This is a genomic window from Streptomyces stelliscabiei, assembly GCF_014873495.1.
GTDB classification, from domain to species: domain Bacteria; phylum Actinomycetota; class Actinomycetes; order Streptomycetales; family Streptomycetaceae; genus Streptomyces; species Streptomyces bottropensis.
The window spans coordinates 7075585-7089986 of the sequence record NZ_JADBGF010000001.1 but is presented as its reverse complement, the minus strand read 5'-3'; the positions used below and the strand labels follow the sequence as shown (position 1 = coordinate 7089986).

Here is a 14402-nt window from a genome sequence, read left to right as displayed (position 1 = left end):
CCCGGAAGCCGGGCCCGCCCTGATGGACCATCGCAGAAGGCGCCCCACCCTCCCTCCTCCTAACGTGGCGAATAGTCAGCTTCACCCCCATTTTTCCTGGAGGAGCGTCAGATGTCCCTGCGGATTCTGCTCATGCGGTTCGGTATAGCGGCTGCCGGTGGCGCCCTCGTGGCGTTCGCGGCCACGACCCCCGCCGTGGGCGCCGGACAGGAGGACCCCCGGAAGAGCAAGCAGATCGTCAAGGGCGAGGTCGTCGCCCGTACCGGTCTGATCCTGCGCAGCGCGCCGACCCGCGGCGGCGCGGTCGTCCGGGTCGCGCCCTACGGGGAGATCGTCAAGATCTACTGCCGGGCCGACGGGCAGACCGTCAACGGCAACAGGCAGTGGTACCTGCTCGTCGACGGCACCTGGGCCTGGGGGTCGGCCCGCTACATCGACGCCTTCAGAACGCCACGCACGTGCGCCTGAGCGACAAGACCCGCAAGGCATCCCCTTTGGGTAAGTTCCGGGCATGACCACCAAGGCCGGAACGACCCTGGCGGCGGGTCCCTCGGACCCGTCCCCGCCCGCCGCACGCCCGCTCCGGCGCCGAGGCGTCGAGTTCACCCTCACCGTGGTGGCCGTCCTGCTCTCCGTGTACGGCTACTGCGCTGTCGGTCTGGCGAAGAACGGCACCGTCCCGCCCGGCGCCACCGACTACGGCGCCGGGCTCGGCGTGCTCGCGCTGCTGGCCCATCTGGTGGTCCGGCTGCGGGCGCCGTACGCCGATCCGCTGCTGCTGCCGATCGCGGTGCTCCTCAACGGCCTGGGCCTGGTGCTGATCCACCGGCTCGACCTGGAGACCCCGGCCGACCACGCGGCGCCCGCGCAGCTGAACTGGTCGACGCTCGGGGTGGCGCTGTTCCTCACGGTGGTGACCCTGCTGCGCGACCACCGGGTGCTGCAGCGGTACGCGTACGTCTCGGTGGTGGCCGCGCTGGCCCTGCTGGCGCTGCCGATCCTGTTCCCGCCGGTCAACGGGGCCCGGATCTGGGTGCGGCTCGCCGGGTTCTCCCTCCAGCCGGGCGAGTTCGCGAAGGTGCTGCTCGCGCTGTTCTTCGCCAGCTATCTCGCGGCGAACCGCAACGCGCTTGCGTACGCCGGGCGTCAGATCTGGCGGTTCAAGCGCCTCCAGCTGCCCACCGGGCGCGTGCTCGGCCCGATCGTCACCATCTGGCTGCTGAGCGTCGGTGTACTGGTCCTCGAACGGGACCTGGGCACCTCACTGCTGTTCTTCGGACTGTTCGTGATCATGCTCTACGTCGCCACGGGCCGCACCGGCTGGATCGCGGTGGGGCTGCTGCTGGCGTGTGTGGGCGCCGTGGCCGTCGGCTGGCTCGAACCGCACGTGCACAGCCGCGTCGAGGACTGGCTGCACCCCTTCGCCTCGATCGAGGCGGGCCGGGGCCCCAACCAACTCGCCCAGTCCCTCTTCTCGTTCGCCGCCGGCGGCCTGCTCGGCACCGGCCTCGGACTCGGCCACTCCGTCCTGATCGGCTTCGCCGTCAAGTCGGACTTCATCCTGGCCACCGCGGGCGAGGAGCTGGGCCTGGCCGGCCTCGCCGCGATCTTCCTGCTCTACGCCCTGCTGGTGGAGCGCGGCTTCCGCACCGGCCTCGCCCTGCGCGACCCCTTCGGCCGTCTCCTGGCCACCGGCCTCGCCTCGATCATCGCCCTCCAGGTCTTCGTGATCGCGGGCGGTGTCACCGGCCTCATCCCCCTGACCGGTATGCCGATGCCCTTCCTCGCCCAGGGCGGCTCCTCCGTCGTCACCAACTGGATCATCGTGGCCCTGCTGATCCGGCTGAGCGACTCGGCCAGGAGGCAGGACGACCCCGGAACCCTCCCCCAGAACCCCCGCACCGGCCCGGAGGTCCGGGGCACATGACCAAGTACATCCGCCGCGCCGCCGCCCTCTGCGCCCTGCTGCTGGTCGCGCTCCTCGTCAACGCCACCCGCGTCCAGGTCCTGCAGTCCCGGGCCTACGACGACAGTCCCGCCAACCGCCGCCCGGTGATCGCCCGTTGGGGCCAGCCGCGCGGGGACATCGTGGTCGAGGGGCGCCCGGTCACCGGCTCGACGGACACCGGCGAACAGCTCCGCTTCGAACGGACCTACCGGGACGGCCCGTTGTACGCGCCGGTCACGGGCTTCGCCTCCCAGGTGTACGGCACGACCTTCCTGGAGAACGCGGAGGACTCCCTCCTCGACGGCAGCGACCCGCTGCTGTCCTTCCTCCCCCTGTGGAACGACCTCACCCGCGACCGGAACGCCGGCGGCGAGGTCGTCACCACCCTCCAGGACGGCGCCCAGCGGGCGGCGTACCTCGGGCTCGGCGCCCGCCGGGGAGCGGTCGCCGCGCTCGAACCGGCCACCGGGCGCGTCCTGGCGCTGGTCTCACGCCCGTCGTACGACCCCGGGGTGCTCTCCGGCAACGGCCCCGAGGTGACCGAGGCGTGGGCCCGGCTGAACGCGGACGCGAGCAGACCGATGCTCAACCGGGCGGTGCGGCAGACCTATCCGCCGGGTTCGACGTTCAAGGTGGTGACGGCCGCCGCCGCGCTGGACGCCGGGGTGGTCGGGGACGTGGACGCCCCCACACGCTCCCCCGCCCCGTACACCCTGCCGGGCACCACGACGTCCCTGTCCAACGAGGTCGAGGGGTGCGAGAACGCCTCCCTGCGCTATGCCTTCGAGTGGTCCTGCAACACGGTCTTCGCGAAGCTGGGCGTGGACGTCGGCCTCGGCGCCATGACGGACACGGCGCGCGCCTTCGGCTTCGACGGCGCGGGCCTGCGCATCCCGTTCCGGGTGGCGCCCAGCACCTTCGACACCGAGATGGACCGGGCGCAGCTCGCGCTCTCCTCCATCGGCCAGTACGACACCCGGGCCACGCCCCTGCAGATGGCGCTCGTCACGGCGGCCGTCGCCAACGGGGGTTCGGTGCGGGCGCCGTACCTCGTCGAACGCACCACCACGGCCGACGGCCGCACGGTCGCCGGCTCGGGCACGCGCACCCTGCGTCGGGCCATGGACCCGGCCACCGCGCGGCAGCTGCGTGACCTCATGCGGGGCGTCGTCGAGGACGGCACCGGCGCCAACGCCGCCCTGCGCCATGCCACCGTCGGGGGCAAGACCGGCACCGCCCAGCACGGCATCGGCAACTCCGGCACCCCCTTCGCCTGGTTCATCGGCTGGGCCCAGTCCGACGACGCGCTCGAACCCGAGGTGGCCGTGGCGGTGGTGGTGGAGGACGCGGAGGCGGTACGGGGGGAGATCAGCGGGGGCGGGGACGCGGCGCCGATCGCGCGGGAGGTGATGCGGGCGGTGCTCGGGGCCTCCGGCTGACGGGGGCACACGGTGGCCTCCCCGCGCGACCACCAGGTGAGATAAGGGGTGTGATCCCCGAGCGGCCCCGACCTATCGTGCGGCCATGACGACCGCCCCGTACGAACTCGCCCAGGTCAACATCGCCCGTCTCAAAGCCCCGCTGGACTCACCGCGGTTGAAGGACTTCGTTGACGGGCTCGATCCCGTGAACGCGGTCGCCGACTCCTCCGCCGGCTTCGTCTGGCGTCTGCAGAGCGACTCCGGCAACGCCACGGACGTGCCCGTCCTCGGCGACGAGTGGCTGATCATCAACATGTCGGTGTGGCGGGACACCGACGCCCTGACCGCCTTCATGTACCAGGGGCAGCACCGGGAACTGCTGGCCCGCAGGCGGGAGTTCTTCGAGCAGGTGGCCGAGGCGATGGCCACCCTGTGGTGGGTGCCGGCCGGTCACCGCCCCACCGTGGCCGAGGCGGAGGAACGGCTCCTCCACCTGCGCACCCACGGTCCTACGCCCTACGCCTTCACGCTGCGCACGTCGTTCCCGGCGGGACCGGTCGTGGCGGACGTGCCGGACGTGCCGGTCGTGCCGGACGCCGCCGTCAGCTGATCCGCTGCCGGATCTCGGAGCGGACCTCCAGGGTCCGCTCCGCGAAGGCCTTCACGTCCACCTTCGAGGGGTCCTGCCCGACGCTCGACGCGCCGAGTTCCGCGATGGACGCCCCGGTGTTGCCGTCGGCCCAGGCGCACATCGGGTACGTGATCTCGCTGCCGGCCTGCTTCTGGGTGACGACCTGGCAGCTGATGGTGAGGTCACCGTCACCGGGGGTGTAGTCCTTCGGCGGTACGACGACCGTGATCGAGTCGACCTCGGCCGCGCCCTTCAGCATGTTGTCGCGGGCGGCGTCGGTGTTCTTGAACCTGCCGTACATGCCCGAGACGACCAGGGCGCCCTGGGCCCCGTCCGCCGAGGTGTACTGCCCGACGGCGGCCTTGACGTCCCGGGCGTCCCAGGCACCCTCCGCCTCCTCGGCCACCTGCTGCCCCGAGGTGTCGGACAGGTCCTGGGCGAGCTTGTACTCGTCGTCCAGCACGGTGTCGGGCAGCGTCAGCCTGTACTCGGCCTCCGGGAATCCGCTCGTGCTCTGCGTCCCGACGACCCACAGCCCCACCGCGGCGACCACCACGAGCGCGACGACCCCGCCGACGATCCCGAGGATCAGACCCACGCGGCTCTTGGGCGGCGGCGGGGGCTGCCAGCCGCCGGGGGGCGGCGGGCCGGGCTGCTGCGGCGGGTAGGGCTGCTGGCCGTACGGCTGCGGCTGCGACGGGTACGGCTGCTGGCCGTACGGGCCTGGCTGCGGCTGCTGACCGTACGGCTGGGGCTGCCGGCCGTAGGGCTGGGGCTGGTGCTGCGGTGGAGGCATGGACACGCCAGCACGCTACTGCACGGGCCGTCATGGCGGGGAACCGGCCGATCGGTCCGTCGGTCGTCGACAAGTGGCGCGCAAAGGATTGACGGCCTTGCTGACAAGTAGTCTCATAAGCGATGACCGCCGGTAACGGTACGAACTTCCGTACGAGGAGCTGCGACAGCCATGACCACGGTGCCCTCGGTGAACACGACGAACCCGGTGTCGGAGGCGGAGGTGCTGCGCGACGCGCTCGGGCTCCTCAAGGACCGGGAACAGGTGGCCGAGCGGCTGCTCGTGTCCTCCGCGAAGCACTCCTTCGACCCGGACAAGGAGCTGGACTGGGACGCCCCCTTCGAGGAGGGGAAGTGGTTCTGGCCGCCGGAGCTGGTGTCCCTGTACGGGACGCCGATGTGGCGGAAGATGTCGCAGGAGCAGCGGATCGCGCTGTCCCAGCACGAGGCGGCGGCGCTGGCCTCCCTCGGCATCTGGTTCGAGATCATCCTCATGCAGCTGCTCGTGCGGCACATCTACGACAAGGCCGCGACGAGTGCGCACGTCCGCTACGCGCTGACGGAGATCGAGGACGAGTGCCGGCACTCGAAGATGTTCGCCCGGCTGATCAGCAAGGGGGACACCCCGTACTACCCGGTGAGCCGGCTGCACCACAATCTGGGCCGCCTCTTCAAGACGATCTCGACGACCCCCGGGTCCTTCACCTCCACCCTCCTCGGTGAGGAGATCCTCGACTGGATGCAGCGGCTGACCTTCCCGGACGAGCGGGTCCAGCCGCTCGTCCGGGGCGTCACCCGGATCCATGTCGTCGAGGAGGCCCGGCACGTGCGGTACGCCCGCGAGGAGCTGCGGCGCCAGATGGTGACCGCTCCGCGACTGTCCCGGAGCTTCACGCGGGTCACCTCCGGGGAGTTCGCCCGCGTCTTCGCGGTGGCGTTCATCAACCCCGAGGTCTACACGAACGTCGGCCTCGACCGGCGGGTGGCCGTCGCGCAGGTGCGGGCGAGTGCGCATCGGCGGGACATCATGCAGACCGGGGCGAAGCGGTTGACGGACTTCCTGGACGACATCGGGGTTCTGCAGGGGGTGGGGCGGCGGATGTGGAGGTCGTCGGGACTGCTGGCGTAGCGGTGCGGCTCCGGTCGCGACGGGGTGGTGGGGGTTCGGCACATGGGTGTGTGCAGGCCCGGTGGGGCTTCTCGCGCCGTTCCCGCGCCCCCGAAAAGCCGGGGCTGCGCCCCGTGCTTTTCGGCCGAACCCGTGATCCCGTCGCCTCCGGGCACTTCGGCCTCCAGGCCCGCAGGGCCTGGTCTTCAGGGGCGCGGGGAACTGCGCGAAAAGCCCCACCGGACCCGCACCCGCCCCCATACCCCCGGCACCGCGGCTCCAGGCCCTCAGTGCCTGGTCCTTCAGAGGCGCGGGGAACTGCGCGAGAAGCCCCACCCGGCCCGCACCCGTAGGCACACCCGGGGTCCCGCCCCCTGACGCGAAGAGGGCGGCGTGCCCCCGGGCACGACTACTCTGCGAGGTATGACGTCCGAGGCCCCCACCCGCGCGTACCGCCGGCTCAGCGTGGAAGAGCGGCGCAGTCAGCTGCTGGACGCCGCACTGGAGCTGTTCGCGCACAACGCGCCGGAGGACGTCTCCCTCGACGACGTGGCGGAGGCGGCCGGCGTCTCCCGCCCCCTCGTCTACCGCTACTTCCCCGGCGGCAAGCAGCAGCTCTACGAGGCGGCCCTGCGCTCGGCCGCCGAGGAGCTGGAGCACTGCTTCGACGAGCCCGCCGAGGGCCCCCTCACCAGCCGCCTGGCCCGCGCCCTCGACCGCTACCTGACCTTCGTGGACGAGCACGGCACCGGTTTCAGCGCCCTCCTCCAGGGCGGCAGCGTCGTGGAGACCTCCCGGGCCACGGCCATCGTGGACGGGGTCCGGCGGGCCGCCGCCGACCACATCCTGCGGCACCTGGACGTGGCCGAACCGGGCCTGCGGCTGCGGATGACCGTCCGGATGTGGATCACCTCCGTGGAGGCCGCCTCCCTCATCTGGCTCGACGAGGGCAAGCAGCCGGACGTCGGCGAACTCCGCGACTGGCTCGTCGAGCAGTTCGTCGCCTGCCTGACCGCGACCGCCGGCCGCGACCCCCAGACCGCCGCCGCCGTACGGCGGGCCCTGACCGTCGAGACCTCCGCCGGCGCCGTCGGCACACTGGCCCGCCGCGTCCTGCCCGTCGTCGCCGACGCCGGGCACCTGCTGTGACACTGGTCCGGTGAAGAGCCAAGACACCCCCTTCGTGGGCGGCCCCCTCGACGGGCGCGTCCTGCCCGTGCTGCTCGGCATCACCGGCCACCCCCCGAAGACGTACCGGGTCCCGGTCCCGGGCACGGCGGGCGGTCCACCGACCGTGCTCGTCTACCGCCGGGTCGACGCCGGCCGGGGCGGCTTCATGCACCAGCTGTGGAAGTACGAGTACGCCCCGGACGCGGACCCGAGCCGCCGCCCGAGGTGGCCCTGGTCCAAGCCGGGCTCCTCGGCCGCCGGGCAATCCGCCACGCCGCCCGCGCGGCCGCGCCCCACCGACGAGTGACACCCGCGCGCCGAACGGTCCACCCGGCGCGCGCCCTCCCCCGGCTCCTCCCATCCTGCCGGTGCGAGGTGGACGGCCCACCTGCGCACGGGAGGTGATGACATGTCAGGAAGGCTGCTGCGCCTGTTCGGTACGGCGACGGTGACGGCGCTCACGACCGGCGCCCTCCTCACCGCGGCCCATGCACCGCTCGTGGCGGCGGCGGAACCCCCCGGCGAACGCCCGGTCGCCGACCTCCTCACCGATCTCCGGCGTCTGCACCACGAGACCGTAAGGGCCACCGAGGCGTACACCGCGACCGACCGCGAGCTGACGAAGCAGCGGGCCGTCGTGGCGGGCCTCGACCGGCGGCTCGTGACGGCCCGCCTCTCCCTGCACGACAGCCGGGGCGCGGCCGGCCGGCTGGCCCGGCAGCAGTACCAGAACAGCAGCACCGCGCTCTCCCCGTACGTACGGCTGCTGATGACCGATGACCCGCACCGGGCCCTGGAGCAGGGTCATGTGATCGGACAGGTCGCCCGGGACCGCGCCGACACGGTCGAACGGCTGGTCGGCGACGAACAGGACACCGACGCCCTCGCCCGCAGGGCCCGGGTGGCCCTGGACCGTCAGCTCACGCTCGCCGAGCGCCGCCGACGCGAACACGACACCGCCCGCGACCGCCTGTCCGAGATCGAGCGGCTCCTCGCCTCGTTGACCCCGGAACAGCTGGCGGGCATCAGGAAGTCGGAGGGGAACCGCGCCTACGAACCGGCGACCTCCGCGAGGTAGGCCCGCGTCTTCTCCGCCTCGTAGAAGTAGCCCTCGAAATCCGCAGGATCGTCGAACCCATTGGCAAAACGATCCGCCACCACCGGCAGCGCCTCGGCCGCCCCCACCAGCCCGCGCACATGCTCGGCCGGCGGTGCCAGCATCGTGTTGGTCCACTTGGTGACGGGCCCCGCGACCTGCCAGAACCGTGCGAACGTCCGCCGCATCCACGCCTCGTCGAAGTCCCCGTCCCCGTGGTCGAGGATCGCCGCGAGGTAGACGGCCGCGCACTTGGTCGCCGAGTTCGCGCCCTGCCCGGTCAGCGGATCGTTGGCCACGACGACGTCCCCGGCGCCCAGGACCAGACCGCCGCCGGGGAGTTCCGCGACGGGGTGCCGGACCACGGGGGTGTAGCGGCCGGTCAGCGCCGCTCCCGCGTCGGTCACCTCGGCCCCGGCGGCGCGCGCGTACTCCCAGGGGACGTAGCGCTTCATGAGGTCCAGGGTCAGGGCGAGCTGCTCCTCGGCGCCGCGGACGCCGTCGAAGACGTCGAGCGGGCCGCCGGGCAGGCCCAGCCAGAACAGGGCGTCGGCGCGGCCGGAGGTGGTGAGGACCGGCTGGACGATGAGTTCGCCGAGACCGGGCACCAGGTTGCAGCGGGCCGCGTCGAACTCCGGGTGCTCAGGACGGGGGCCGAGGCCGTGCACGTACACGGCGGCGAGCGCGCGCTGCGGCTCGGTGTGGGGCGAGCGGGCGGCGTCACGGGGGAACATCCGCACCAGCTCGCCCTTGCCCGCGGTGACGAGCACGAGGTCGTAGGCGCGGGAGAACCAGTCGAGGTCGGAGACCGCGGCGCCGTGGACGACCAGCTGACCGCCGCGCCGGGCGAACGTCTCCAGCCAGCCGGCCATCTTGACCCGCTGGTCGACGGCCTGCGCGTATCCCCGCAGCCGGCCGACCCAGTCGACGGCGCGCTCCCCGTCCGGTCCGGCGACGGAGACGCCGACGCCCTCGATCCTCGGAGCCTGCGACTCCCAGAAGTTCAGGTCGAGGTCGCGCTCGTGGCGCAGCGCCGAGTCGAACATGCACTGGGTGGACATGATCCGGCCGGCGCGTATCTCGTCGGGGGTCCGATTGGACATCAGTGTGACCTCGTACCCGTGCGACTGGAGTCCGAGGGCCAGGTGCAGCCCGGACTGGCCTGCTCCGACGACGAGAATCTTCCGCATCCGGACAGGTCTCCTGGTTCGTCCGTGGCGTCCCGTGTGCCTCCCGCGGGGGAGGGACTACTCGGGGCTGAGGGATATCGCGTGCCCGCACAGCGCCAGCAGGGTCTCCATCGCCGAGGCCCGCTTGCGTGCGTCCATGATCATGACAGGTACGTGCGCGGGTACGGTCAACGCGTCCCGGACGTCCTCGGGTTCGTAGCGCACGCTGCCGTCGAACGCGTTGACCGCGACGACGTACGGCAGTCCGCAGCTCTCGAAGTAGTCGAGCGCGGGGAAGCAGTCGTCGAGGCGGCGGGTGTCGGCGAGGACGACGGCGCCGATCGCGCCGCGCACCATGTCGTCCCACATGAACCAGAACCGCTCCTGGCCGGGCGTGCCGAACAGGTACAGGACGAGGTCGTCGTCGAGGGTGATGCGGCCGTAGTCCATGGCCACCGTGGTGGTGAGCTTGTCCGGGGTCGCGGAGAGGTCGTCCGTACCGGCGCTGGCCTCGGTCATGAGCGCCTCGGTCCGCAGCGGGGTGATCTCGGAGACCGCGCCGACGAAGGTGGTCTTGCCGACGCCGAAGCCGCCCGCCACCACGATCTTCGTGGCGATGGGGGCCCGGCTGAGGTCGGACTGCCAGGGTTTCAGCTCCTCCTCGGGCTCCTCCTCGGGCTCCGCCCCGGGCCCGGCCGCCGCGGTGTCGGCGAGCCGGTCGGGTCCGCGGGAGGCGGCGCGGGCGTAGCCCCCGGGCGGGGGCACGCCCACGTCGACGCCGGGTGCGCCGAGCCCGGCGCGCACGGTGTCCTCGTCGAGGCGGGGAGCGTTCGCGTCGACCTCGACGCGGGGGGCGTCGTCGTCGACGCCCGGGGTGACGCCGGCCGGGGCGTCGGAGGTGACGCCGGCCGAGGCGGCGTCAGAGACGGCGGAGTCCACTCAGCACCCTTTCCAGCAGAGCGCGGTCCGGCTGTCCCGGTCCGTGACCTGTTCCGTACACACGGATCTTTCCCTGGTCCGCGAGATCGCTGAGGAGGACGCGGACCACACCGAGCGGCATCTTCAGCAGCGCGGAGATCTCCGCCACTGTCCGCATACGGCGGCAGAGTTCGACGATGGCCCGCATCTCGGGCATCACCTTGGAGTGGGTTGACCCTCCCCCACTACTCAACATGTGGGCGGTGCCCCCAGGCAACTCCCGTCGCTCGGCCGGGGCTTCGAGAACCGCGACGAACGTCTCCACGAGCAGGACGTGCCCGAAGCGGGTACGGCCGCCGGTGAGCGAGTAGGGGCGTACGCGAGCGGGTTTACGGTCACCGCCGCGCACCGGGAGCTTCACGGACTGCCTCGTCGCGCCGGCCTTCGGCAGAACCGGCCGCTTGGCCTGGCCGGGCTCATGGGCGCGTGCCTTGTTCTTCCGCTTCCGCCCGTGCCCCGGGCTCTGGCTCTGGCCGCTGTTCATCGGGGGCTCCCGGCCGCCTCGGCCTCCAGGGACTTGCGGAGTTCGCTGCGGAGTTCCGGGGTGAGGACGTGTCCGGCGCGGCCGACGAAGAGCGCCATGTGGTACGCCACCACGCTCATGTCGCAGTCGGGGGCACCGTGCACGCCGAGCAGCGAGCCGTCGCTGATCGACATCACGAAGAGGCTGCCCGCCTCCATCGCGACCATCGTCTGCTTGACCCCGCCGGACTCCATCAGCTTGGCGGCGCCGATGGTGAGGCTGCCGATGCCGGAGACGATGGTGGCCAGGTCGGCGGCGGAGCCCCGGGGACCCTGGGGCCGCTCCTCGCGGACCTGGCGGGCCTCGGCGTTTCTGCCGGGGTCGGAGGAGAGCAGCAGCAGGCCGTCGGAGGAGACCACCGCGACCGACAGCAGTCCCGGCACCTCCTCGACGAGGTTGGTCAGGAGCCAGTGCAGGTTGCGGGCTTCACTGCTCAGTCCGAAGGTCATGGGCGCGGTCAACTGCTTTCCTCCTCGGAAGTGCCCCCCGTGGTGTCAACTGCCTCTGTCCGGTACTCGTGCGCCACGGGGATCCGTGTCTCGCCCGACTGCTCGGCGATCTCCGCCTCGACGTCGCGGCGCCCCTCCTTGGCCCCCTGGTGGAACCCGCCCAGCCGACGGCGCAGTTCCTCGGCGTTCACGCCCCCGGCGCGGGGCCGGGGCGCCGTCGGGGTGGGCGCGGTGATCCGGGGCGTGCGCTTGGGCAGCCCCTTGTCGGTGAGGCGCGGGGTCTCCTCGTCCCGTGGCCCCTCCGTCCCGGCCCGTGACACCTCCGCCGTGCGCGCCGTGTTCCCTTCGTCGGCGGCACGTTCGTGGGTGTCGGGTTCGATCGTGTCCGGATCGTCGGCGTCGGTGTCGTCGGCGGCGACGCTCGCGTCGCTCTCCTCGCCGGTGCCCTTCCCCGGGGCCACCGGAGCGAAGAGCTCCATCGTCGTCTCGGACACGGACTCGGCCCCGCTCGCGGGGTCGGCCCCGGGTTCGTCGTCTTCCGGTACGACGTTCCCGGTGGCCTCGGCGGCGTCGGCGGCCGTCCCCACGGCCTCCCTCGCCAGCAGTGCCCGCTCGGCCGCCTCGATGAGCGGGTCTCCCGCGCCTTCCGGTTCACGGACGGCGACGGAACGGCCGGGCAGGACATGGGAGTTGGCCTCGGCGTCGGCGCCCGGCAGGGAGAGCGAGGGCGTGATCGAGACCGGGCTTCCCACGGGCACGGCGGGCGTGGGGGCCAGCAGCGCCTTGGGCAGGACGACGACCGCGGCGGTGCCGCCCGAGCCGTGCGGCTGGAGCCGCACGGGGGTGCCGAGCCGGTGGGCGAGGCGGGCGACGACGTACAGGCCGAGGCCGAGGCCCTGACCGTCCTCCTGCTCGTAGGGCGCCTCGGGGTCGAAGTCGGTGAGGCGGGCGTTGAGCCGGTCGAGCCGGTCGGGGGCGACGCCGATGCCGCCGTCCTGGACGGAGAGGGCGATCTCGCCGCTGTCCAGCAGCCGGCCCGAGACCTCGACGGACATCTCCGGCGGCGAGAACGACGTGCCGTTCTCCAGGAGTTCGGCGAGCAGGTGGCTGAGGTCGTCGGCGGCGAACCCGGCGACGTGCGCGCCGGGCGGCAGCGCGGCGATGCGGACGCGTTCGTAGCGCTCGATCTCGCTGACCGCGGCCCGGACGACGTCGACGAGCGGGACGGGTCCGGCGTGGTGCTGGATGTGCTCGTGGCCGGCCAGGACGAGGAGGTTCTCGCTGTGGCGGCGCATGACGGTCGCGAAGTGGTCGAGCCGGAACAGTGTGGCGAGCCGGTCGGGGTCCTGCTCGCGCTCCTCCAGCGACTCGATGACGGCCAGCTGCCGCTCGACCAGGCCGAGGGTGCGCAGCGCGAGGTTCACGAAGGTCGCGTGGACGCTGTGCTGCACCTTCGTCAGATACGCGGTGGCGTCGGCGAGTTCGGCGCGCAGCCGGTCCCGGTCGTCGGCCATCGTCTGGCGCTGGCCGATGAGGTGCTTGCGGTCGCCCTCCAGGGGCGCGAGGCGCTCGTGCAGGGCGAGGGCGTGCGCGTGGAGCGTGTTGACCGAGCGTACGACCTGGGCGAACTCGTCGTTGCGGCCGGTGAACTTGACCGGTTCCTCGGTGGCCGGGTCGCCGGCGACGCGGGCGGAGCCGATGCGCAGCACCGCGAGCGGGCGGGTGAGGGAGCGGGCCATGCCGGTGGCGACGCCGACGGCGAGGAGCATCAGGGCGCCGAGCACGGCGACCCGGATCTCCAGCGCGGTGACGTCCTCGTCACGCAGCCGGGCGAGGTCCTTGGTGCGCCGGTCGTACAGGGAGGACTCGGCGCCGCGCATCAGGTCCACGCGGGCGGAGAGCGCGGCGTCGACCTTCTTGGCGCTGGTGCCGGCCTCGCTGTCGGAGAGCGTGGGCTGGTCGGTGAGGTCGGCCAGGTACGTGTCGGCGGTACCGGCCTCGGGGCCGGTGACCGTGGCGTCGTACGAGGAGCGGCCGGTGGCGGGCGCCGTCTCGCGGAAGTCGGCGAGGGCGGCGTCGGAGCGCACGCGGGCCTGCTGGGCGGCGACGGTGAGGGCGTCGCGCTGCTTGGCGTCGGCGCCCGAGGTGCCGGTCGTGGTGGTGGGCAGCCCGGTGACGGGGTCGACGACGGTCCGGGTGGTCGTCGGGACGCTGAGCGCGGCGACGAGCAGCCCGCGGGCGGCGGCGGCCTGCTGGACGGCGGTGTCGAGTTCGGCGAGCGCGTGGGCGCCGCCGCCGGCGCGGGGCGGCAGCCGCTCGGCCAGCTCCTCGGCGAGGGCGTGGAGTTCGGTGACGACGGCGGTGTACGCCGTGTGCGCTTCGAGGGCGCTGCTCTTCCCGGTGAGTGCCGCCTGCCGTACACCGGCGATGGACTCGGCGGTCTCGACGGTCCTCCGCATCGCGGCGGAGGTGCCGGGGTCCGCGCTCAGTTCCGCGACCTGGGTGTCGACGCGGTCGCTGCGCTGCTTGCTGGGCGCGGCCGAACCGGGCCGCCCGGCGGCGATGTAGGCGGTGACCTCGTCCCGCTCGTCGGCGAGCGCGTGCGCGAGGGTGAGCGTCTCCTGGGTCTGCCCGGCGAGCGTGACCAGGCTCTGGGTGTCGCGCAGTTGCTCCGAGGCGGCGAGGATCGACGGTGCCCCGGCACCCGCTATGGCGGCGGCCACGACTGCCACGGCGACGATGAGCCGGTTGCGTACGTGCGCCTTCCGCCCGGTGCCGACGGCCGGGGCCTGCGCCGTCCCCTGCTGGTTCGGGGAGGCCGCGGAGGCCTTCGAAGCTGCCTGCTTGTCTGCGCGCCGAGGCCGCGTCTTCTGCACCGGTGCTCGCATTCCTGACTCGTGTACCCATGGGCCCGGGTGACGATCCGTCAACTCGTCGAATACGGCCGTCCCCCCGGTACGGCTCCCGACCCTCCCAGTGCCGGTGGGCAGCGGTCCCGCATCATCAGTCCCGCCACCCGAAGGAGTGAACATCCCCGGGGAGTTGGCGGGCAAGTTCCTCCGGCTCGCGGGAAGGCCCCGCGCGTCGGGCCGGTTGGACGTCGGCGACGCGCTT

At 72.7% G+C, this 14402-nt stretch carries 14 protein-coding genes; 8 read left to right on the top strand and 6 right to left on the bottom strand.

The window, feature by feature from the left end:
• The first annotated feature begins 111 nt into the window (after positions 1 to 111).
• The 4 genes from H4687_RS31615 (at position 112) to H4687_RS31600 (ending at position 3979) form a co-directional block, all read left to right on the top strand.
• The gene (locus H4687_RS31615; RefSeq protein ID WP_046914466.1) at positions 112 to 468 is read left to right on the top strand and encodes an SH3 domain-containing protein; all 357 of its coding nucleotides are present in this window, start codon (positions 112 to 114) and stop codon (positions 466 to 468) included.
• 43 nt (positions 469 to 511) lie between these two features.
• Positions 512 to 1927, top strand: a complete 1416-nt coding sequence (locus H4687_RS31610; protein WP_046914467.1) for an FtsW/RodA/SpoVE family cell cycle protein — start codon at positions 512 to 514, stop codon at positions 1925 to 1927.
• Positions 1924 to 3387, top strand: a complete 1464-nt coding sequence (locus H4687_RS31605; protein WP_046914468.1) for a penicillin-binding transpeptidase domain-containing protein — start codon at positions 1924 to 1926, stop codon at positions 3385 to 3387. The genes H4687_RS31610 and H4687_RS31605 overlap by 4 nt, the downstream gene beginning before the upstream one ends.
• An 85-nt stretch (positions 3388 to 3472) precedes the next feature.
• Positions 3473 to 3979 carry a DUF3291 domain-containing protein gene (locus H4687_RS31600; protein ID WP_046914469.1) on the top strand — a complete coding sequence of 169 codons (507 nt, stop codon included), beginning with the start codon at positions 3473 to 3475 and terminating at the stop codon, positions 3977 to 3979.
• Here H4687_RS31600 and H4687_RS31595 read toward each other — a convergent pair.
• Positions 3972 to 4796 (bottom strand): hypothetical protein, encoded by an 825-nt coding sequence (locus H4687_RS31595; protein ID WP_225968034.1) that lies wholly within the window; start codon positions 4794 to 4796, stop codon positions 3972 to 3974. The two genes, H4687_RS31600 and H4687_RS31595, sit on opposite strands and share 8 nt — an antisense overlap.
• Before the next feature lie 171 nt (positions 4797 to 4967).
• Between H4687_RS31595 and H4687_RS31590 the strand changes: the two genes are divergently transcribed.
• The 4 genes from H4687_RS31590 (at position 4968) to H4687_RS31575 (ending at position 8151) form a co-directional block, all read left to right on the top strand.
• Positions 4968 to 5924, top strand: a complete 957-nt coding sequence (locus H4687_RS31590; RefSeq protein WP_050399630.1) for an AurF N-oxygenase family protein — start codon at positions 4968 to 4970, stop codon at positions 5922 to 5924.
• 402 nt (positions 5925 to 6326) lie between these two features.
• Positions 6327 to 7052 carry a TetR/AcrR family transcriptional regulator gene (locus H4687_RS31585; protein WP_046915845.1) on the top strand — a complete coding sequence of 242 codons (726 nt, stop codon included), beginning with the start codon at positions 6327 to 6329 and terminating at the stop codon, positions 7050 to 7052.
• 10 nt (positions 7053 to 7062) lie between these two features.
• Complete coding sequence (locus tag H4687_RS31580; protein WP_046915844.1) at positions 7063 to 7380, top strand: hypothetical protein; 318 nt, start codon at positions 7063 to 7065, stop codon at positions 7378 to 7380.
• 102 nt (positions 7381 to 7482) lie between these two features.
• A complete protein-coding gene (locus H4687_RS31575) occupies positions 7483 to 8151 on the top strand; it encodes a coiled-coil domain-containing protein (protein WP_046915843.1) in 669 nt (222 codons plus the stop codon).
• Here the strand turns inward: H4687_RS31575 and H4687_RS31570 are convergent.
• From H4687_RS31570 to H4687_RS31550, 5 genes are all read right to left on the bottom strand, one after another.
• On the bottom strand, positions 8124 to 9359 hold the full coding sequence (locus H4687_RS31570) for a styrene monooxygenase/indole monooxygenase family protein (RefSeq protein WP_046915842.1): 1236 nt from the start codon (positions 9357 to 9359) through the stop codon (positions 8124 to 8126). The genes H4687_RS31575 and H4687_RS31570 overlap by 28 nt on opposite strands.
• Positions 9360 to 9416: 57 nt before the next feature.
• Positions 9417 to 9992, bottom strand: coding sequence for a GTP-binding protein (locus tag H4687_RS31565; RefSeq protein WP_202499809.1), 576 nt, complete (start codon positions 9990 to 9992; stop codon positions 9417 to 9419).
• A gap of 265 nt (positions 9993 to 10257) precedes the next feature.
• On the bottom strand, positions 10258 to 10800 hold the full coding sequence (locus H4687_RS31560; protein ID WP_046915840.1) for a DUF742 domain-containing protein: 543 nt from the start codon (positions 10798 to 10800) through the stop codon (positions 10258 to 10260).
• Complete coding sequence (locus H4687_RS31555; RefSeq protein ID WP_046915839.1) at positions 10797 to 11300, bottom strand: roadblock/LC7 domain-containing protein; 504 nt, start codon at positions 11298 to 11300, stop codon at positions 10797 to 10799. Before H4687_RS31555 ends, H4687_RS31560 begins: the two co-directional genes overlap by 4 nt.
• Positions 11297 to 14164, bottom strand: coding sequence for a sensor histidine kinase (locus H4687_RS31550; RefSeq protein ID WP_046915838.1), 2868 nt, complete (start codon positions 14162 to 14164; stop codon positions 11297 to 11299). Before H4687_RS31550 ends, H4687_RS31555 begins: the two co-directional genes overlap by 4 nt.
• Positions 14165 to 14402 lie beyond the last annotated feature (238 nt).

Excerpts from the sequence above, each read along its gene's own strand:
- H4687_RS31615 (WP_046914466.1), top strand. The coding sequence starts at position 112 with ATGTCCCTGCGGATTCTGCTCATGCGGTTCGGTATAGCGGCTGCCGGT.
- H4687_RS31610 (WP_046914467.1), top strand. The coding sequence starts at position 512 with ATGACCACCAAGGCCGGAACGACCCTGGCGGCGGGTCCCTCGGACCCG.
- H4687_RS31605 (WP_046914468.1), top strand. The coding sequence starts at position 1,924 with ATGACCAAGTACATCCGCCGCGCCGCCGCCCTCTGCGCCCTGCTGCTG.
- H4687_RS31600 (WP_046914469.1), top strand. The coding sequence starts at position 3,473 with ATGACGACCGCCCCGTACGAACTCGCCCAGGTCAACATCGCCCGTCTC.
- H4687_RS31595 (WP_225968034.1), bottom strand. The coding sequence starts at position 4,796 with ATGCCTCCACCGCAGCACCAGCCCCAGCCCTACGGCCGGCAGCCCCAG.
- H4687_RS31590 (WP_050399630.1), top strand. The coding sequence starts at position 4,968 with ATGACCACGGTGCCCTCGGTGAACACGACGAACCCGGTGTCGGAGGCG.
- H4687_RS31585 (WP_046915845.1), top strand. The coding sequence starts at position 6,327 with ATGACGTCCGAGGCCCCCACCCGCGCGTACCGCCGGCTCAGCGTGGAA.
- H4687_RS31575 (WP_046915843.1), top strand. The coding sequence starts at position 7,483 with ATGTCAGGAAGGCTGCTGCGCCTGTTCGGTACGGCGACGGTGACGGCG.
- H4687_RS31570 (WP_046915842.1), bottom strand. The coding sequence starts at position 9,359 with ATGCGGAAGATTCTCGTCGTCGGAGCAGGCCAGTCCGGGCTGCACCTG.
- H4687_RS31560 (WP_046915840.1), bottom strand. The coding sequence starts at position 10,800 with ATGAACAGCGGCCAGAGCCAGAGCCCGGGGCACGGGCGGAAGCGGAAG.